Origin of the sequence: Plesiomonas shigelloides, assembly GCF_900087055.1 — a bacterium.
GTDB lineage: Bacteria > Pseudomonadota > Gammaproteobacteria > Enterobacterales > CAMTGL01 > Plesiomonas > Plesiomonas shigelloides.
This window is the reverse complement of sequence record NZ_LT575468.1, coordinates 2,026,736-2,046,598: the sequence shown is the minus strand read 5'-3', so window position 1 is coordinate 2,046,598 and position 19,863 is coordinate 2,026,736. Positions and strand designations below refer to the sequence as shown.

Sequence of the window (19,863 nt, the reverse complement as noted above, 5' to 3'; positions counted from 1 at the left end):
ACAACCCGAACAACGGTATGCAAGCAGGGCAGGCGGAGTCAGTGATGGAAAAGTATATTGGCCTGATGTCAGGCACCAGTCTCGATGGTGTGGATAGTGTCCTGATTGAAACCGATGGTCAGCAAGTTACGTTGCTGGCCAATGATTTTTTGCCGATGCCCGCCGCGCTTAAACAAGCGGTGTTGGATGTCTGTCATGGGCAAAGCACCACGCTGGTGGCTATCGGTCAGTTAGATCAGCGTCTCGGCACCTTTTTCGCCAATGCCGTGCAGCAGTTACTGGTAAAGAGTGGGGTTGAGGCGGCACAAATTCGTGCCATTGGCAGTCATGGGCAGACCGTTTTTCATGATCCTCAAGGTCCGTATCCTTTCACCCTACAACTGGGCGATGCCAATATCATTACGGCGCGTACCGGAATTTGCACCGTGGCCGATTTTCGCCGTAAAGATGTGGCACTCGGCGGGCAAGGCGCGCCGTTAGTTCCGGCCTTTCATGCTGCGCTATTTGGCGCGCATTCCGCGCGGGCGGTACTGAACATTGGCGGTATGGCAAACATTACCTTGCTGCAGCCACAAGGTCCCGTCTTAGGATTTGATACCGGCCCGGGTAACGTGCTGTTGGATTACTGGGTTATGCAGCATACCGGTCAGTCATTTGATCGTGATGCAGAATTTGCCCGACAGGGGAAGGTGAATGAGGCGTTATTGCAGTGTTTGTTGCAAGAGCCTTATTTTAGCCAGCCAGCGCCAAAGAGCACGGGGCGCGAACTCTTTAATCCTGCGTGGTTGTTACCGAAGTTGCACGCTTTTGCACACCTCTCAGCTGTCGATGTGCAAGCTACACTGATAGAGCTCACTGCCGTGACGATTGCCCAGCAGCTGCAGCATCGCGGTTTGTCGGAAGTACTCGTGTGCGGCGGCGGGGTTCATAATCCTCTCTTAATGGCTCGGTTACAGGCCTTGCTACCATCGAGCACGGTTCTTTCTACGGCCAGTCGTGGCGTAGACCCTGATTATATGGAAGCGATGGCTTTTGCGTGGTTAGCTTGGTGTGGCATGCATCATCAACCGGGTAATTTGCCTGCGGTGACGGGGGCGAGTCAGTTGGCGGTATTGGGGGCGATTTATTCTGCCTAATCTTATTCATGTTTAGCGTGTATCTATAATCATTAATATTTCAATGGGTTGTTGCATCGATACAGCATATTTTGCCAACTGTGTCGCGGATGTGTAATGTAGCTATGGTGAAATATTACTCACTGATATGAAATAAGTTTCTCTGCGAAACTAATGCGCTGGCATGACATTCGCGCTGACATGAAATTTAAGGATGGGTCTCAGCCATGCTGACGGAACAGCAACCGGTTATCTCCAATCCGAGCCTGATACCGATGCACAGTCTGCGTTGGGTATTGTTGGGCGACTTGGATGTCGAACACTTTATTGCAGCCTATCATCAGGCTTTTCGCCACTTTTTGCCCCTACAACTGGAGCAGCTTAGTCTGTGTGGGCATGATATTCCGCTGATTGAACTTGAGCAGGGCTTACCTGCGTGGTTGCATCGACCTTCATCGGCCGGATTGCGAACACTGTTTGTTCATGTAGAGCCGGAGCACTTACAGCTGATTATCACTTGGCAGCGCCAGTACATCAGTCGCCAAGAGGTGTTGGATCTCTTGTGTCAGGTCGCGGAAATTTATAATTCATCGCTGGTATCGCTGAACAGTAATTTGGTGCATGAGTTGCCGTTTTATGAGTTTCTCACCGCGGATGATACGCTGGCGGAGTCGCCGACCTGCTCAAGTGTGATCGATCTGGAGCGGAGCGAATACGAGCTGATCCGGCACAGCCACAGCATTATTTTGCCTGCCGTATGGCATTGGGCGGATTTGCATGGTTTTCATCGCGAACAAGTGCACGCAGAGTGGTTGGAGTGTGAGTGGACCTTACCAGCCGGCATTCATACACAGCGTATTGCGCCGATTATGAATGTCGTGTTGCAGCGGATGGTGGAAGTGTCGTTACTGAGCCTAAATGGTAATGAATCACCGGAGCTAACACTTCAAATTGCTTGCCGACATCCCAAATCGTTATCTTTACCGGCGTTGCTACTTAGTCTCAAACATTGCTTATTGCAGCAAACGTAATTTGCTCAAACAAAAGTCGCTGGCATTGAGCCAATAAAAAAGCCGCATAAATGCGGCTTTTTTGACTCGGTTTCTTACGGTTGCTTTGGTCATGATTAGATCTGACTGACAGCGAGCCGATGAAAGTTCTTCCAAGCTACAGACAAGGTCAGTAAAACCGGTTATCCCTGCATAAAAAGGGATACCCGGAACTACCACTTACTCGACTGACTGCGGCTTAGCTGCAGCAGCGCTGGCGTGATGAGTAGCCGCTTGGCTACCGGCAGCACCACGACCGCTGAACTCATACGCAGGACGAACCCAAGTGCTAACTACAGGCTCTGACGGCGTATAAGCCGGAGCAGGAGCCTTAGTCATACCGGCGCGTGCATGACCACGTACTGCCGCTTCAACGGGATTGATTTCAATCACAGCGTCTTCCAACACGGCGGCAGGCACAACGCACTCACCAGCTTCGTGGTGTGCGCTCATTGGTTCGGCAACCACAGTCTCAACCACTGGAGTGGCCGCAGGCTGCTTTTCAATGATCGCTGGCACTTCCGGCTCGGAGTCGATAACCGGCGCGGTAGTGATTGGCGCAGTGACAGCGTTTTCCACAGCGCTGCTTGCTGGAGCAACTGCTTCAGTAGGCTGAGAAACCGGAGCAACTTCCGCCACACTGGCTGTAGATGCGACAGGGCTTGTGGCCACTGACGCTGGCTCTGCAGACAGCACTGGTGCAACCAGTACCGAGCGAGGTGCTGTGCGCACTTCAGCTTCAGCTGGAGCAACCGCGTTCTCGACGACGGTGTTAACCACGCTTTCGACCACAGGCGTTACAGCCGCTTGTGTTTCGACAGCTTGCGTGACAGCAGCAGAGGCTGCAGTCACTACAGCTTGAGTCACTGGCGTTTCAGTTACTGGTGCTGCAGTTTCGGCCATTGCAGCAGACTCAGCGGCTTGCTGTTCGGCAGCTTGCGCAGCCTGATTTTCCAGCAGCACTTCGTTTGGTACGAACGCTGGAGTTTCTGGAGCCAGATTGTGCTCAACCTGACGCTCAGCGACCTGCACTGGATACTGGATCCAGACTTTACCGCTGGCCAGTTCTGGTGAGAACACCGCCATTTCCAATGGTACTGGAGATTGCGCGTTACGACGATCATCACGATAGCGACGACGACGTTGACCACTCACACGCAGGTGGCGTGGTGAACGACGTGAACGGCGATGACCTTCGAAGTTGCGCTCTTGCTCGGCATCTGCAGCATTGTTTGCCACATCTGCTGCAGCAGAATCGGCAGTCGCCGCATCGGTAGCCGCTGGGGCAACCTTAACGTCCACGGCTGGCGCGTTTGGTGCTACAGGGGCGATAGCTACATCAGCAATCGGCGCGGTGGCAACGGCAGCATCATTTACGCTTTCAGTGGCGTTGTTAGCGTTGTCGTTATCCGAAATACGGACTTTACGACGCAGCTGACGGCGCTGACGGCGCTGTGCTACTTGCTGCTGCTTCTCATCGTCGGCGACTTCAACGTTCGCGGCAGCATTTTCAGCTACTGCGTTCGCTTCCACCACATCTTGGGATTGACGCTTGTCATCCTGACGACGACGCTGCTGACGCTCCCCACGGTTTTGACGTGGTTGCTGCTGGTTGTCTTCACGGCCTTCACGGTTATCGCGTGGTTTGCGGCGCTCTTGAGACTTATCCTGCTCGTTCAGTGCTTTGTCATCGGCGGTTTGACGGTTGCGATCGTCTTGATTACGACGGTTACGGCGGTTGTCGTTGTCCTGACGTTCAGTGCGTTCGTTACGCTCAGTACGCTCTGGGCGATCACCACGCTCATTACGCTCGCCACGTTCAGCTCGCTCATTACGATCGTTACGGTCACGACGCGGCTGACGGCCATCGCGGTTACGATTGTTACGCGGATTACGACGTTGATCGCGTTGTTCGCTCTTCGCCGGCTCGGCTTTTTCTTGCTCTACTTGTGCAGAAGAGCCACCGAACAGAGCCTTGAAGAACTTCACTATACCGCCAATGAAGGAGGTTTTTTCCGCTTCTGGTTTGCGTGGCATTGGAGCCGGAGCCACCGGAGTTTGGATCGCTGGGGTTACCAACGCTACCGGGGTTTCTGCTGGTGCGCTCAGACCAGACAACGCTGGCGTTTCTACCACAGTTGCTGGCTTACGGCGCTCAGAAGCTTGCTCTTCCGCTTCGGCCAACGCTTGCGCTTCGTGAATTTGCGGCAACAGGTAGCTCAGCGCGTTGCTCTCTTCACCTTCACGAATACGCACAACGTTAAAGTGTGGCGTTTCCATGCGGTTATCAGGTACCACGACCACACGCACGTTATGGCGTGATTCAATCATCCCAATAGACTTACGTTTTTCGTTCAGCAGGTAAGACGCAATTTGAACCGGAACCACCGCATGCACCTGAGAGGTATTGTCTTTCAGGGCTTCTTCTTCCATCAAACGCAGGATGGACAGAGACAGTGATTCGTTATCACGTACAGTACCGGTACCGCTACAACGTGGACACACGTGGTGGCTAGACTCACCCAGAGATGGGCTCAGACGCTGACGCGACATCTCCAGCAGACCAAAGCGAGAGATGCGACCGATCTGTACGCGAGCACGATCTTGACGCACCGCATCACGCATGCGGTTTTCTACTTCACGTTGGTGACGCACTGGCGTCATGTCGATGAAGTCGATAACAATCAAGCCGCCTAAGTCACGCAGACGCAGTTGACGCGCGATTTCATCCGCCGCTTCCAAGTTGGTGTTCAGCGCGGTTTCTTCGATATCGCCACCGCGCGTTGCACGGGCGGAGTTGATATCGATAGCGGTCAGGGCTTCGGTCGTATCGATAACGATAGAGCCACCAGACGGCAGACGCACTTCACGTTGGAAGGCAGATTCAATCTGTGATTCGATTTGATAGTGGCTGAACAGCGGCACTTCGCCTTGATACAGCTTCACGCGGTTCAAGAAATCCGGACGCACCAGTTTGATGTGCTCTTTGGCTTTCTCGAAGATTTTCGGGTTATCAATCAAGATTTCACCGATATCGCGGCGCAGATAGTCACGGATTGCGCGAACAATCACATCACTTTCTTGATGCACCAAGAACGGCGCTGGGCGGCTCTCCGCAGTCAGGCGAATAGACTCCCAATGGTGCAGCAGAACTTTCAGGTCCCATTGCAGTTCTTCAGCTGATTTACCCACACCCGCGGTACGAACAATCAGACCCATACCGTCTGGCAGTTCCAGCGCGGATAGGGCTTCTTTCAGTTCAGTACGCTCTTCACCTTCGATACGACGAGAGATCCCGCCAGCACGAGGGTTGTTTGGCATCAGTACCAGATAGCTACCGGCCAAACTGATGAAAGTGGTTAAGGCCGCGCCTTTGTTACCACGCTCTTCTTTATCAACCTGAACAATAACTTCCTGACCTTCGCGCAGCACATCTTTGATGTTCGGACGACCGTGGTAGGAATAATTGGCTGGAAAATATTCGCGGGCAACTTCTTTAAGTGGCAGGAAACCATGACGTTCAGCGCCGTAATCAACAAAGGCAGCTTCCAGACTTGGTTCGATTCGTGTGATTTTACCTTTGTAAATATTAGCTTTTTTCTGTTCGTGGCCCGGACTTTCAATATCCAGATCGTACAGTTTTTGGCCATCAACAAGGGCAACCCGCAACTCTTCCTTCTGAGTCGCGTTAATCAACATTCTTTTCATGCAGTTTACTCATTATTCTTTCGTTGGCATCAGAGCCAGCGGGCGAATCCAGTCTGCCGAACATTATCGACCCCGAGTCTACAGCATGGACGTCAGCCTCCCGGCTGTCACACGCATGGGGCGCATTGATAATGCGGTGCGCAATTTAGCCTGCGTCTCCTTCGCTGATGAGTCCGTGTATGGTCATTTTACATACGACAAGGATTCAGCGACGACACAGGGATGGGTGCACATTCTTCAAGGTATGACTGTATAATGGTTACTACAGTCGGCAGTGCTGCTACCCGTGACTCACTAAGTGCTTGTTATGCTTAACGTCTTACGCCATTGCAGCGTTATCGCAGGCAAGCAAACTTTAAAATTCCATCGGTTGCGTGCAACGACAAATACAATCGTGGAAAATCACGACATTATCCCATTCATAAAGTATGTTAGGCAAGGTTACTTTTTTACAGAAATTGAGATCGGCCTCATGCTAAAATCATTCATATGAAAGAAATTAATACAAAAGTACAAATACTGACCGTTGCCGATGATGAAGCGGGTCAGCGAATTGATAATTATCTGCGCACTCGTTTGAAGGGCGTTCCGAAAAGTTTGCTGTACCGCATCCTGCGTAAGGGGGAAGTGCGGGTAAACAAAAAACGCATCAAGCCGGAGTACAAATTACAAGCCGGAGATGAAGTGCGCGTGCCGCCGATTCGGGTTTCAGAAAAAGAAGAAGCGCCGGTATCTGCCAAGTTGACACGTGTTGCTGCGTTAGCCGATTGCATCTTATATGAAGATGACGGTCTGATTGTGCTCAATAAACCGTCAGGCACTGCCGTGCATGGTGGTAGTGGGCTGAGTTTTGGTGTGATTGAAGGTTTACGTGCTCTGCGCCCAGAAGCGCGCTTTTTGGAGCTGGTACATCGTTTGGACCGAGACACATCCGGTATCTTGTTAGTGGCCAAAAAACGTTCGGTATTGCGCGATCTGCATGAGCAGCTGCGTGTTAAAACCGTGCAGAAAGACTATTTGGCCTTAGTGCGTGGTCAGTGGCAGAAGCACTGTAAAGTGGTACAAGCGCCGCTGATGAAAAACGTGCTGCAAAGTGGTGAGCGTATTGTACGGGTGAGCGCGGAAGGCAAACCGTCAGAAACACGCTTTGAGGTTGTGGAGCGTTTTGAGCAGGCAACCTTGGTAAAAGCAAGCCCTGTGACTGGCCGTACTCACCAGATCCGCGTACACACCTTGCATGCCGGTCATCCGATTGCGTTCGATGATAAGTATGGCGATCGTGACTTTGATGCACAGGTTGCAGCGAGTGGGCTAAACCGTCTGTTCTTGCATGCGGCGGCAATCCGTTTTCGTCATCCGCAAACTGGGCAAGAGATGCTGATTGAAGCGCCGCTAGACGGCATACTTAAACGCACTGTGCAATATTTGCGCAATCAGCGCGGCTCATATTGATTGGGCACGGTTAAACGAGTCTGTTGCTCAACGTGCGTGTGACTACACGTGTTGCTAAAATAGACGATAAGCTCGAATGAATAAGCGCCGAGAGGCGCTTATTCTGTTTATAGCAATATTTTGCGACAATAAATCCACTGATAGAATGGTGTCGGTCAGCTGATGCGGTATTTGGCTGTGGTCAGGGCTGCGATTAGATTAGCAGTGGATTACAACCTTGCTGGATCAGCATCTGATTTAGCCGGATTAAGGGCAGGCCAATGAGCGCATTGGGATCGTCACCTTCCAAGCGTTCAAATAAGGTAATGCCTAATCCTTCGCACTTGAAGCTACCTGCACACCATAACGGCTGCTCTTTGGCTACATAGGCGTGAATTTCAGCGGCAGACAGTGAGCGAAAGTGTACGTGAAAGGGCTCGCAGTAGCTCTGGTATTGGCCGTTACGGCTGTCATACAGGCATAAGCCGGTATAAAAGGTGATGCATTGGCCACTGGCAAGGCTCAGTTGCTCTTCTGCGCGCTCCACGGTTAGCGGTTTACCGGTGATGTGGCCATTGAGTACACACACCTGATCAGAGCCGATAATCAGATGCTCAGGATACAAGGTGGCAACGGCGCGGGCTTTTTCCTGTGCCAAACGAACAACCAATTGCTCGGCGCTTTCATCAGGCCGGGCCGTTTCATCAATGTCAGGGTTGGCGCATTGAAACGGAATGCCTAGTTTTTCCAGCAGTTGCTTGCGGAAAGGAGAGGTTGATGCAAGGATTAATTTTGGCTGCATTTTACACTCTGTCAGTGGATAAAGTGGTTGGCCTATTCTAGACTTGTGCGCAATTTATCGCGAGTGAATGAGAAAGGGGCGTAAAACCTCCCTTTTTCTTTGACTCCAAGGCATTACAAAGTTAATATGCGCGCCCTATGCAAAAGGTAAATCCTATGCAAAAGGTTAAATTACCCCTATCGGTTGATCCGGTAAAAACCGCGCTAAAACGTCTCGATTATGAAGGTGTCTACCCTCAGAGCGTTTTGACACGGGTTGCCGAAGCAACGGATGGCGTGCTCAGTGACGCGCAAGTCACTCTGTCTTTTGAGATAGATGAGCAGAAGTTGACGGTGATTAAGGGTCAGGCAGAGGTAACTGTCCGTTTGATCTGTCAGCGCTGCAATAAGACTTACGAAGATACTGTACACGTAACGTTTTGCTACAGCCCAGTTGCCAATGATGCACAGGTTGAAGCATTGCCGGAAATCTATGAGCCGGTCGAGTTCAATGAGTTTGGCGAGATTGACCTTCTGGGTCTGGTCGAAGACGAATTCATCCTCGCTCTGCCACAGGTTCCGGTGCATGAACCCGAACACTGTGAAGTGTCCACAGCGGAGATGGTTTTTGGCGAATTACCTCCTGAGGCCGATAAACCAAATCCATTCGCCGTACTAGCTAGTTTAAAGCGAAAGTAATTCTCGAGGAGTAAGGTCAATGGCCGTACAACAGAACAAAAAATCTCGTGCAAAGCGTGGTACTCGTCGTGCTCATGATGCACTGACTACTGCAGCTGTGTCCGTAGACAAAGTTTCCGGTGAAACTCACCTGCGTCACCATGTTACTGCCGACGGTTTCTACCGTGGCCGCAAGGTAGTTGCCTAATTATTTAGGTGCTACTTTGACTCGTCTAACCATAGCGTTAGATGTCATGGGCGGGGACTTCGGTCCCCGTGTCACCCTTCCTGCTGCTTTGCAGGCTCTGACATCCAATCCTTTTTTGCATTTGCTGTTGATCGGCGATCAGCAAATCATTCTCTCGTATCTTAAATCCGCGTCAGACTCCGTACGTCTTCGTACCAAAATTATTCACACTGCCCAAGTTATCCCTAATGAAATGCGTCCATCGCAGGCTATTCGTCATAGTCGTGATACCTCTATGCGTATTGCGCTGGAGGCGGTGAAAGAGGGGGAGGCGCAAGCGTGTGTCAGTGCTGGGAATACCGGCGCGTTGATGGGCCTGGCGAAAATGATCCTCAAACCGTTACCGGGTATCGAACGTCCGGCGCTGGTTGCGGCGTTGCCTAATACCTTGCGCGGAAAAACCTTGTTACTGGATTTAGGTGCGAATGTAGACTCTTCAGCCAGTATGCTGTTCCAGTTCGCCGTTATGGGAGCCGTACTGGCTGAGGAATTATACGCGATGCCAGCACCGCGCGTGGCGCTGCTGAATATCGGTGAAGAGGAAGTCAAAGGAAATGATACAATCAGAGCGGCAGCCGAGCGTTTAAAACAGTGCTCGGCGCTGAACTATCAAGGCTATATCGAAGGCAATGATATTCTGACCGGCAAAGCTGACGTGATTGTGTGCGATGGCTTTGTGGGAAATGTGACGCTCAAAACCATGGAAGGCGTAGCCCGATTATTTTTATCCCAGCTGCGTAGCAAAACCCAAACTAACGGATTGCTGCGCTTTTTAGGGCGATGGTTGTTAAAAAAGGCCTTTTCACGCATGGGGGAGTTGAACCCCGACCAGTATAACGGCGCAAGTCTGTTAGGATTACGCGGTATTGTCGTGAAAAGCCACGGTGGGGCCAATCAACAGGCACTGGTTTGTGCCATTGAGCAGGCAGCGCAGGAAGTGAACCGGTCTGTACCGGCGCGGATTGCTGCCCGGCTTGATGCAGTATTACTCAAGAGTGACTAATCGTTCATGTATACAAGAATTCTAGGAACGGGGAGTTATCTGCCTGCCCAAATCCGCACGAATGCTGATCTAGAGCAGATGGTAGAAACGACCGATGAGTGGATTGTTAGCCGTACAGGCATTCGTGAGCGCCGTATTGCGGCTGCTGACGAAACCGTATCCACAATGGCGGCTGAAGCAGCACGTAATGCGCTCGAAATGGCCGGAATCGATAAAGATGATATCGGTCTGATCATTGTCGCAACGGCGTCTGCCACGCATGCGTTTCCAAGCGCAGCGTGTCAGGTACAAGCGATACTGGGTATTAAAGATGCGGCCGCATTTGACTTGGCTGCTGCGTGCGCAGGGTTTACCTACGCACTGAGCGTAGCGGATCAGTTTGTCCGTACTGGCGCGGTAAAAAATGCATTAGTGATCGGCTCGGATCTGTTATCGCGCACGCTGGATCCACAGGATCGCGGAACGGTGATCCTGTTTGGTGACGCGGCCGGTGCGGTGGTCGTGGGCGCATCAGAAGAGGCGGGCATTTTGTCTACCCATCTGCATGCCGATGGCCGCTACGGTGAGTTGCTGTCTTTGCCATACGGTGAGCGCGGACAACCTGAGCTGAGCGATAGCTGCTACCTGACCATGAAAGGCAACGATGTCTTTAAAGTGGCGGTGACTGAGCTGGCTAATCTGGTCGAAGAGACTTTGCAAGCCAACAACGTGCCAAAAGAGCAGTTAGATTGGCTGGTACCACACCAAGCGAACCTGCGCATCATCAATGCGACTGCGCGCAAGTTAGGCATGGGGCTGGATAAAGTGGTTATTACGCTAGATAAACAGGGTAATACCTCTTCTGCTTCTGTGCCCACTGCATTAGATGAAGCGGTACGTGATGGCCGAATTCAGCGCGGACAATTGATTCTGCTGGAAGCGTTTGGCGGCGGTTTCACGTGGGGCTCGGCGCTGGTGCGCTTCTAGGTTTTAATCGCTGTTTTAATAAGCGCTTTATCGCCGTTTTGCGGCGATTAGCCCTGAATCGTTTCTCGCTAGCGCAACACTGAGCCTCCGGCTCTTTTCGGTGCAACGATTTGAGATCTTGTTCGAGCCAACGAAGTGGGTTTACCGGCGTGTGCTTGAACAAGAGCTTCAGTATCGCGGCAGTTAGCCGCAGGTACTCCAGAACAACAGGAAATGAACATGACAACATTTGCGATGGTATTCCCAGGTCAAGGCTCTCAGTCTGTCGGTATGCTGGCTGATTTGGCACAGCAGTTCCCGATTGTTGAGCAGACTTTTGCTGAAGCGTCTGCCGTATTGGGTTATGACCTGTGGGCGTTGGTGCAGCAAGGTCCAGCCGAAGAGCTGAATAAAACCTGGCAAACCCAGCCAGCGCTGCTGACAGCTTCTGTTGCTATCTGGCGCGTATGGCAAGAGAAAAACGGCGCGATGCCGGTCGTGATGGCTGGCCATAGCCTGGGTGAATACTCTGCACTGGTGTGTGCCGGTGTGATGGATTTTAAAGACGCGGTGCGTTTGGTTGAACTGCGCGGCAAGTTGATGCAAGAAGCCGTACCGGAAGGCACCGGTGCGATGGCGGCCATTATTGGTCTGGATAATGATTCTATCGCCAAAGCGTGTGCTGAGTCTGCTGAAGGGCAGGTGGTGGCGCCGGTTAACTTCAACTCACCCGGTCAGGTGGTGATTGCCGGTAACAAAGAAGCCGTTGAACGTGCGGGCGCGGCTTGTAAAGCTGCTGGCGCGAAGCGCGCGCTGCCATTGCCAGTTAGCGTGCCATCTCACTGTGCGCTGATGAAGCCAGCAGCCGATAAATTGGCGGTGGCACTGCAAGAGATCACCTTCAATGCGCCACGCATCCCTGTTATCAACAATGTGGATGTGGCGGCTGAATCTGATGCTGACGCTATCCGCAGCGCACTGGTACGCCAGCTGTATAGCCCAGTTCGCTGGACGGAAACTGTAGAGAGCATGTCAGCGCAAGGTGTTGCTCACCTGCTGGAGATGGGCCCAGGTAAAGTTCTGACCGGCCTGACTAAGCGTATCGTTGACAGCATGACCGCTGCTGCCGTTAATGATGTGGCGTCACTGACTGCAGCGTTAGGCGAATAATCAGCGACTTATCAGCAAAGAATCACAATAAGCATCGGGCGATAAACGCGCGAGCGATAAACGAGTAAGAGGAATACGATGAGCCTTAACGGGAAAATTGCCTTAGTGACCGGTGCCAGCCGTGGTATTGGTCGTGCGATTGCCGAAGCACTGGTTGCTCAGGGCGTATGTGTGATCGGTACTGCAACCAGCGAAAGCGGTGCAGAAGCGATCAGCAGCTACTTGGGTGATAAGGGCAAAGGTTTGGCGCTGAATGTGACCGATCCTGCATCTATTGAAGCAACCCTGGATACCATTCGCGCAGAGTTTGGCGAAGTGGATATTCTGGTGAATAATGCCGGTATTACCCGTGATAATCTGCTGATGCGCATGAAAGATGACGAATGGCAGGATATCATGGATACTAACCTGACATCCGTGTTCCGTTTGTCGAAAGCCGTTTTGCGTGCCATGATGAAAAAACGCCACGGTCGTATTATCAGTATCGGCTCAGTTGTTGGTACAATGGGTAACGCAGGACAAACTAACTATGCCGCCGCGAAAGCCGGTCTGGTTGGTTTTACCAAGTCCTTGGCCCGTGAAGTGGCCTCTCGTGGCATTACCGTGAACGCGGTAGCTCCGGGCTTTATTGAAACAGACATGACCCGTGCGCTGAATGAAGATCAGCGGGCAGGTATTCTGACTCAGGTGCCAGCAGGGCGTCTGGGTGAGGCAAAAGAGATTGCATCTGTTGTGGCATTTTTGGCCTCTGACGGTGCGGCTTACATCACCGGTGAAACAATTCATGTCAACGGTGGCATGTATATGGTGTAATAAATTTGCAAATGTTTTGACTTAATACCGTGAATTTACGGTCAAATTTCGTAAAATCGTGGTTTGACCAGCGTGGTATTGGTTGCAACTTTCGCGTCATTGAATACACTACGGAAACCATCGCGCTATTGAGCGAGTTTGATAGGAAAATTAAGAGTATGAGCACTATCGAAGAACGCGTTAAGAAAATCATCATCGAGCAACTGGGCGTTAAAGAAGACGAAGTGAAGCCAGAAGCTTCTTTCGTTGAAGACCTGGGTGCAGATTCTCTTGACACCGTTGAGCTGGTAATGGCACTGGAAGAAGAATTCGATACCGAAATTCCAGACGAAGAAGCTGAAAAGATCACTACTGTTCAGTCTGCTATCGACTATATCCAGAACAATCAGTAATCGAACACACCTAGGCGGTCAATCGACCGCCTAAGTTTTTCTATACCCCGTAACAGCTTCCCCCCTTGGAGTAGCAAACGTGTCTAAACGTCGAGTCGTTGTGACTGGTATGGGCATGTTATCTCCTGTCGGTAATACAGTTGAGGCTTCTTGGAAAGCCCTGCTCGCCGGCCAGAGTGGCATCAGCCTGATCGAACACTTCGATACTACCGCTTTCGCAACCCGTTTTGCTGGGCTGGTAAAAGATTTTAATTGTGAAGAGTATCTGTCGCGCAAAGACGCGCGCAAAATGGATCTCTTCATTCAATACGGTATTGCTGCCGGTCTGCAGGCACTGGATGATTCCGGCCTGACAGTCACCGAAGCCAACGCACACCGCATGGGTGTTGCCATTGGCTCCGGTATCGGTGGCCTGGGTCTGATTGAAGAAAACCACACGGCGCTGCTCAATGGCGGCCCACGTAAAATCAGCCCATTCTTCGTGCCGTCTACCATTGTCAATATGATCGCCGGTCACCTGTCCATTCTGCGTGGGCTGCGTGGTCCGAACATTGCGATCTCTACCGCTTGCTCTACCGGGGTACACAACATCGGTCACGCTGCGCGCATGATCGCTTACGGTGATGCCGATGCCATGCTGGCCGGTGGCGCTGAAAAAGCCAGTACCCCAATGGGGATGGGCGGTTTTGCTGCCGCGCGTGCGCTGTCTACTCGTAACGATGCACCACAACAGGCGAGCCGCCCATGGGATCGTGATCGTGACGGTTTTGTACTGGGCGATGGCGCGGGCATGATGGTGCTGGAAGAGTACGAGCATGCTAAAGCCCGTGGCGCGAAAATCTATGCTGAGCTGGTTGGCTTTGGCATGAGCGGCGATGCGTACCACATGACTTCGCCTCCGGCGGACGGCTCTGGTGCTGCACTGGCGATGCTGAATGCGATGAACGATGCCGGCGTTGGCGCCGCTGACATTCAGTACGTGAACGCGCACGGTACCTCGACACCTGCGGGTGACGTGGCCGAAACCCGTGCTGTGAAGAGCGTGTTTGGCGATTACGCCCACAAAGTAATGGTGAGCTCCACTAAATCGATGACTGGTCACCTGTTAGGGGCGGCTGGCTCGGTAGAAGCGATCTTCACTGTGCTGTCTTTGCGTGATCAGGCCATTGCGCCAACCATCAACCTGGATAATCCGGATGACGAATGTGATCTGGATTATGTACCGCACGAAGCGCGTCAGGCAAAACTCGAATATGCCCTGTGCAACTCATTCGGTTTTGGTGGTACTAACGGCTCACTGCTGTTTCGCAAAATCTGATTAGTGGCTACGTAGGCATCGTCTGTCGACGATTATTGCGTAGCGCTGATAGCTGATATGATAAGACCTGATGCAGTTTCTGCATCAGGTCTTTTTTGTCTGCTGGGTTCTGTGTGTTTAGTGCATTAGCAACAGTCTCTGGCAGCGCCATTATCGGCGTTCACCCGCAGCAGGAGGCAGAAGTGATATTGATCAATGGCAATCCGGTCGAGAGCATTGCAGCCACCGATCGCGGGCTGGCATACGGTGATGGCTGTTTTACCACTGGGCGAGTGCGAGCTAGTCGTTTGCAGCTCGAACAAGCGCACGTAGAGCGATTGTGGCTAGCTTGTGAGCGGCTGTTTATGACGCCGCCAGAAAGAGATCTGTTGCTGCGTGAGATCCGTCAGCAAGCCGAGCTGGTGCAAGAGGGCGTGCTTAAAGTATTACTGACCCGTGGCAGTGGAGGACGTGGTTATAGCGCGCAAGGCTGTCACCAAACGCAGCGCATTATTTTTACCTCTGCATGGCCAGCGCATTATACCAGCTGGCAAACGCACGGCATTGTGCTGGGGGATAGCAGTATTGCACTGTCTTGCCAGCCGTTACTGGCGGGGATCAAACACCTGAATCGCCTAGAGCAAGTCTTGATCCGGCGCGAGATTGACCAACAGGGCTGGGATGAAGCCGCTGTGCTTGACACTGAGGGGCGGCTGGTGGAATGCTGTGCGGCCAATCTGCTATGGCGCTGTGGTGATACTGTTTTTACCCCACGCCTTGAGCGTGCGGGAGTCAGTGGGATCATGCGAGGGGCCATCATGGCGTATCTCGCGTCCTGCGGTCAGACATGTCTCGAAGTGGATGCCACACGTGCGGCCCTCGATGAGGCTGACGAAATTTTATTATGCAATGCGCTACTACCGGTGGTTCCGGTGCGTATTTACCGGCAACGTGAGTTACATGACTTCACGTTATGTCGGCAACTCCAACGTTTTTTGGACGATAGTTTGTGATGAAGAAAATCGCCCTTGCTGGCCTGATAGTTGTCGCGCTGGCAGCTGCAGTGGCTTATTCGTTGTATTCTCGGATCCTCGGTTTTGCTGAGCAGCCGTTGAATCCTGATTCGGCAGAATTATTGACTGTTAAACCCGGTACTGGGCGTGTCGCGCTGGCCTCCTTACTGGAAGAGCAAAAATTAGTGGCCGATGCGCAGTGGCTGCCGTGGCTATTACGCGTTGATCCTTCCTTAGCCCATTATAAAGCGGGCACATACCGTCTGACGCCGGGTATGACGGTGCGTCAATTGATGCAATTGTTAGTCAGTGGCCGTGAGGCGCAGTTCAGCATTCGTTTTATCGAAGGAACCCGCTTTAGTGAGTGGTTACCGATTTTGCAGCAAGCGCCTTATTTGGAGCATGATCTGCAAGGGCTGACCAACACAGAAATTGCGCAAAAGTTGGGGATCAAACAAGGCTCGGTGGAAGGCTGGTTATTCCCTGATACCTATCATTATGTAGCGGGCACCTCAGCCTTGGATATCTTGCGCCGCGCGCATCGCCGGATGGAAAAAGAGCTGACGGTAGCATGGGATGGCCGAGAAAAAGGTCTGCCGCTGCAGTCGCCGTATGAGATGTTAACGCTGGCTTCCATCATTGAAAAAGAGACGGCGATTGAGTCTGAACGCACACGGGTGAGCTCGGTGTTTGTCAATCGCTTGCGTTTGGGGATGCGTTTGCAAACTGACCCGACTGTGATCTACGGGATGGGGGAGCAGTATAACGGCAATATCACCCGTAAAGATTTACAAACGCCAACGGCGTACAATACCTACACCATTAATGGATTACCGCCGACGCCGATTGCCATGCCGGGATTAGCCTCTTTGAATGCGGCGGCGCATCCAGATACTACCCAGTATCTGTATTTTGTGGCCGATGGCTCGGGTGGCCATCAGTTTTCCACCAACCTGAATGCGCATAATCAGGCTGTACGTAATTACGTAAAACAATTAAGAGAGAAAAAACAGTGACCGGTAAATTCATCGTCATCGAAGGACTGGAAGGCGCGGGCAAAACCACGGCACAAAACACAGTCATACAGACCTTACGTACTCGTGGTATTGCGGATTTGGTCTTTACCCGTGAGCCGGGCGGGACGCCGTTGGCGGAGCGTTTGCGTAGCTTGATCAAAGAAGGCCATCCAGACGAGCCGTTGACTGATAAAGCTGAGGTGTTGATGCTGTATGCCGCGCGCGTTCAGTTGGTGGAGAACGTGATTTTACCGGCAATGGCACGTGGTGCGTGGGTTATTGGCGATCGTCATGATTTGTCCTCTCAAGCCTATCAGGGCGGTGGCCGTCAGATTGATCCGGTGCTGTTACAAACCTTGCGCGATACCGTGCTGGGGGATTTTCGCCCAGACCTGACCCTGTATTTGGATATTGCACCTGCACTCGGTTTGCAGCGCGCACGACAGCGCGGTGAATTGGACCGGATTGAACAGCAAGACTTGTCGTTCTTTGAGCGTACCCGTGTCCGCTATCTTGAACTGGCGCAAAATGATCCGAATACTCGCATCATTGATGCGGGTCAGGCGCTGCCCGTGGTGACAGCGGCGATTGAAGCGACGCTGAACCAGTGGCTCGATGCTCAGGGGCTCTGAGATGTATTATCCGTGGCTGAGTGCTGACTATCAGCAGATTATGCACGGTTACCTGCGCGGTCAGGGGCACCATGCACTGTTGCTGCGCACCTTACCCGGTCTGGGCTTGGATGCACTGGCACGTGCGTTAGCTGTGCGCTTGCTCTGCATGCAGCCAGTGGGTGAGCAGCCGTGTGGGCATTGTCATAGCTGTCAGTTAATGGCGGCGGGTAATCATCCTGATTTTTATCAGCTTGAGCCGGAAAGCGGCAAAAGCCAGATAGGGGTCGAGCGAGTACGGCAAGTCTGCGAAAGGCTCTATACCCACGCCCAGCAAGGCGGCGCTAAAGTGATTTGGATGCCGGATGCCGGACGTTTGAATGAAGCATCGGCCAATGCGCTGCTCAAAACATTGGAAGAGCCTCCGGCGAATACGTTTTTTATTCTTGGTTTGGATGAATCGGCCAGTTTGCTGCCGACCATTGCGAGCCGTTGCCAACGTTGGCGTTTAACGGTGCCGAACGAGTTGCAAGCCCTTGGTTGGATGCAGCAGCAACCGCAGGCGAGTGGATTTAATCACGCACAAGCACTGCAAGCGTTACGCTTGAGCCGCGGAGCGCCACTGGCGGCGCTAGACTTGCTTGCCGGTAATCATATGCAGCGCCGGGCTGATGTGTTGCAGGGGCTGTTGTTGTTTTTGCAAACCACTGATGTGCCGACCTTTATTGCGCAGTTGGTGAAAGAGAATCCAGCCGAAAATTTGAGCTGGATTATTAGTCTGTTGCTGGAAACCAGTGCATTAGCACTGGGAAGCCAAACTGTGCGCATTAATCAAGATATGCAACCGGTGATGGAGCAACTGCTGCAACGGATTGATGTGGTGACGTTGCAGCATTGGCTACAGGTGCTGACTGCGCTGCGCCATGAATTATTGACATCAGGCAGCTTGAATAGCGAATTGCTATTAACCACTTTGTGGCTGCGTCTGAGTAGTGATATCTGAGGAGTTTCCCTTGTTTCTGATCGATTCCCATTGCCATTTGGATGGGCTGAATTATAACGATCTGCATAAGGACGTGGATGCGGTACTGGATAAAGCACGTGAGTGTGGAGTACAGCATTTTTTGAGTGTCGGAGTGACCTTAACCCGCTATCAGGCGTTAAAAGCACTGGTCGGCCATCGTCGTGATGTTTCTTTGTCATGCGGCGTACACCCACTGGATCTGGATGAGCCGTTTGATGCTGTCGCGTTTCGTGAGCTGGCGGCAGAGTCGCAAGTTGTAGCCATTGGCGAAACCGGTCTGGACTACTTTTACAGCGAAGATACCGTTGCTTTGCAGCAAGAGGTGTTCCGTGAGCACATTCGTACTGCGCGGGCAGTGAATAAGCCGCTGATTATCCACACCCGTGATGCGCGTGAGGATACATTACGTATTTTGCGTGAAGAGCAGGCGCAAGAATGCGGTGGGGTGATCCACTGCTTTACCGAAGATGCTGATTTTGCGCGTCAGGCGATGGAGCTGGGCTTTTATATCTCGGTGTCAGGGATCATCACCTTCCGTAATGCGGAAGCGCTGCGTGAAGCGATCCGTGAAGTGCCGTTGGCGCGCTTACTGGTGGAGACAGACTCACCGTATTTGGCCCCAGTACCGCACCGTGGTAAAGAAAATCAGCCGGCGTTTGTTCGTGACGTGGCTGAGTATCTGGCGGTGTTGAAAGGCGTTTCTGTGGAGACCCTTGCGCAAGCAACGACGGAGAACTTCTGTCGCTTGTTTGCTACGGCGCAGGTTGAGCGTAGCTGATATCCGCTGTTATCACAGTGCTCATTTGAGCGCCTGATAGGGCAGGGGCAAACGGGAGTTTGCTACCTGCCTTTTTATCGTCAAAAGTTTGTCTTTTGTCTTTTGTCTTTTGTCTTTTGTCTTTTTAATCTTTATTTTGCTGTTGTCCTCTGCCACTCATTATTTACGACTGAGTGTTGTATAAATAGCATTCCCTTCTTATATCGCTTGCCAACCGTAGGCGTTGTTTCGCGCTTTACTCCTGATTGCGCCCGATTATTACATCCAATGACATGAGTTTGGATGCATAGCCGATTGATTAATGCGCAATTTGCGCGTCGTGAAACGGTATTTTTGTCTTTGCGCTGAAAAAATAGGCGGTTCGGAAGCGATTGCGCTAATAGCTAAGCATGCACTGCTCATTAGGCCGGTATTTTTGTTCTTTGGGTGTAAAATTATTGTGACGTCGGAGCGTTTGTCGAAGAACGGGATTAGCAGGAATAGCGATAATCTATTATTATTAGGCGTAAAATAAATCGGTGCACATTAAATCGGCAGTGAGTGAATGTTATTTTTTGAGAAAAAATATGTCATTTACTTTCAGCTTTTAGTGTTCAAACCGCAATCGCTGAATGTGACAGATATGCCAGCGTATGCGGGCGAGAATCGCACCAAACCTGACAACATAACATTTTATAAAAAGTTTTTTCGCTAAAAATAATTACTTTAGGGCGTGAAATATTTAATTTGTGAAGTTTGAAGGCTTTTGGAGCGGCTGTTTGGACCCAAACTGAGATGTGATCAAGCTAAAAGA

At 51.8% G+C, this 19,863-nt stretch carries 18 protein-coding genes; 16 read left to right on the top strand and 2 right to left on the bottom strand.

Annotated elements, in window-relative coordinates:
• Window positions 1–44 precede the first annotated feature (44 nt).
• Both NCTC9997_RS09100 and NCTC9997_RS09095 read left to right on the top strand, forming a co-directional pair.
• Window positions 45–1,136 (top strand): anhydro-N-acetylmuramic acid kinase, encoded by a 1,092-nt coding sequence (locus tag NCTC9997_RS09100; protein ID WP_064977910.1) that lies wholly within the window; start codon window positions 45–47, stop codon window positions 1,134–1,136.
• Between the two features lie 206 nt (window positions 1,137–1,342).
• The gene (locus NCTC9997_RS09095; RefSeq protein WP_064977909.1) at window positions 1,343–2,146 is read left to right on the top strand and encodes a hypothetical protein; all 804 of its coding nucleotides are present in this window, start codon (window positions 1,343–1,345) and stop codon (window positions 2,144–2,146) included.
• A gap of 198 nt (window positions 2,147–2,344) precedes the next feature.
• On the opposite strand, the gene rne is transcribed toward NCTC9997_RS09095, so the two are convergent.
• A complete protein-coding gene (gene rne / locus NCTC9997_RS09090) occupies window positions 2,345–5,872 on the bottom strand; it encodes a ribonuclease E (RefSeq protein ID WP_064977908.1) in 3,528 nt (1,175 codons plus the stop codon).
• A 489-nt stretch (window positions 5,873–6,361) separates the two neighbouring features.
• Between rne and rluC the strand changes: the two genes are divergently transcribed.
• Window positions 6,362–7,324 carry a 23S rRNA pseudouridine(955/2504/2580) synthase RluC gene (rluC, locus tag NCTC9997_RS09085; RefSeq protein WP_047709051.1) on the top strand — a complete coding sequence of 321 codons (963 nt, stop codon included), beginning with the start codon at window positions 6,362–6,364 and terminating at the stop codon, window positions 7,322–7,324.
• Window positions 7,325–7,517: 193 nt separating this feature from the next.
• Here the strand turns inward: rluC and NCTC9997_RS09080 are convergent, their stop codons facing one another.
• Complete coding sequence (locus NCTC9997_RS09080; protein ID WP_064977906.1) at window positions 7,518–8,105, bottom strand: Maf family protein; 588 nt, start codon at window positions 8,103–8,105, stop codon at window positions 7,518–7,520.
• 155 nt (window positions 8,106–8,260) lie between these two features.
• Here NCTC9997_RS09080 and yceD point away from each other — a divergent pair, with 155 nt between their 5' ends.
• The 13 genes from yceD (at window position 8,261) to NCTC9997_RS09015 (ending at window position 19,070) form a co-directional block, all read left to right on the top strand.
• Window positions 8,261–8,782 carry a 23S rRNA accumulation protein YceD gene (yceD, locus tag NCTC9997_RS09075; RefSeq protein WP_010863898.1) on the top strand — a complete coding sequence of 174 codons (522 nt, stop codon included), beginning with the start codon at window positions 8,261–8,263 and terminating at the stop codon, window positions 8,780–8,782.
• A 19-nt stretch (window positions 8,783–8,801) separates the two neighbouring features.
• Window positions 8,802–8,969: a 50S ribosomal protein L32 gene (gene rpmF / locus NCTC9997_RS09070; RefSeq protein ID WP_010863897.1), complete on the top strand. Its 168-nt coding sequence runs from the start codon at window positions 8,802–8,804 to the stop codon at window positions 8,967–8,969.
• Between the two features lie 16 nt (window positions 8,970–8,985).
• Window positions 8,986–10,011: a phosphate acyltransferase PlsX gene (gene plsX, locus NCTC9997_RS09065; RefSeq protein ID WP_010863896.1), complete on the top strand. Its 1,026-nt coding sequence runs from the start codon at window positions 8,986–8,988 to the stop codon at window positions 10,009–10,011.
• A gap of 6 nt (window positions 10,012–10,017) precedes the next feature.
• Entirely contained in the window at window positions 10,018–10,977 is a 960-nt protein-coding gene (locus NCTC9997_RS09060) for a beta-ketoacyl-ACP synthase III (RefSeq protein ID WP_010863895.1), read from the top strand.
• Window positions 10,978–11,196: 219 nt separating this feature from the next.
• Window positions 11,197–12,126: an ACP S-malonyltransferase gene (fabD, locus tag NCTC9997_RS09055; RefSeq protein ID WP_039044849.1), complete on the top strand. Its 930-nt coding sequence runs from the start codon at window positions 11,197–11,199 to the stop codon at window positions 12,124–12,126.
• A 78-nt stretch (window positions 12,127–12,204) separates the two neighbouring features.
• Complete coding sequence (gene fabG, locus NCTC9997_RS09050; protein ID WP_064977905.1) at window positions 12,205–12,939, top strand: 3-oxoacyl-ACP reductase FabG; 735 nt, start codon at window positions 12,205–12,207, stop codon at window positions 12,937–12,939.
• A 158-nt stretch (window positions 12,940–13,097) separates the two neighbouring features.
• Entirely contained in the window at window positions 13,098–13,331 is a 234-nt protein-coding gene (gene acpP, locus NCTC9997_RS09045; protein WP_010863892.1) for an acyl carrier protein, read from the top strand.
• Window positions 13,332–13,410: 79 nt separating this feature from the next.
• Window positions 13,411–14,649 (top strand): beta-ketoacyl-ACP synthase II, encoded by a 1,239-nt coding sequence (gene fabF, locus NCTC9997_RS09040; protein ID WP_010863891.1) that lies wholly within the window; start codon window positions 13,411–13,413, stop codon window positions 14,647–14,649.
• A 182-nt stretch (window positions 14,650–14,831) separates the two neighbouring features.
• Window positions 14,832–15,641 (top strand): aminodeoxychorismate lyase, encoded by an 810-nt coding sequence (pabC, locus tag NCTC9997_RS09035; RefSeq protein WP_064977904.1) that lies wholly within the window; start codon window positions 14,832–14,834, stop codon window positions 15,639–15,641.
• Window positions 15,641–16,657, top strand: coding sequence for an endolytic transglycosylase MltG (gene mltG / locus NCTC9997_RS09030; RefSeq protein ID WP_064977903.1), 1,017 nt, complete (start codon window positions 15,641–15,643; stop codon window positions 16,655–16,657). Before pabC ends, mltG begins: the two co-directional genes overlap by 1 nt.
• The gene (gene tmk / locus NCTC9997_RS09025; RefSeq protein ID WP_039044847.1) at window positions 16,654–17,289 is read left to right on the top strand and encodes a dTMP kinase; all 636 of its coding nucleotides are present in this window, start codon (window positions 16,654–16,656) and stop codon (window positions 17,287–17,289) included. Before mltG ends, tmk begins: the two co-directional genes overlap by 4 nt.
• 1 nt (window position 17,290) lies before the next feature.
• Window positions 17,291–18,271 carry a DNA polymerase III subunit delta' gene (gene holB, locus NCTC9997_RS09020; RefSeq protein ID WP_064977902.1) on the top strand — a complete coding sequence of 327 codons (981 nt, stop codon included), beginning with the start codon at window positions 17,291–17,293 and terminating at the stop codon, window positions 18,269–18,271.
• 10 nt (window positions 18,272–18,281) lie between these two features.
• Window positions 18,282–19,070, top strand: a complete 789-nt coding sequence (locus NCTC9997_RS09015; RefSeq protein ID WP_064977901.1) for a YchF/TatD family DNA exonuclease — start codon at window positions 18,282–18,284, stop codon at window positions 19,068–19,070.
• Window positions 19,071–19,863 lie beyond the last annotated feature (793 nt).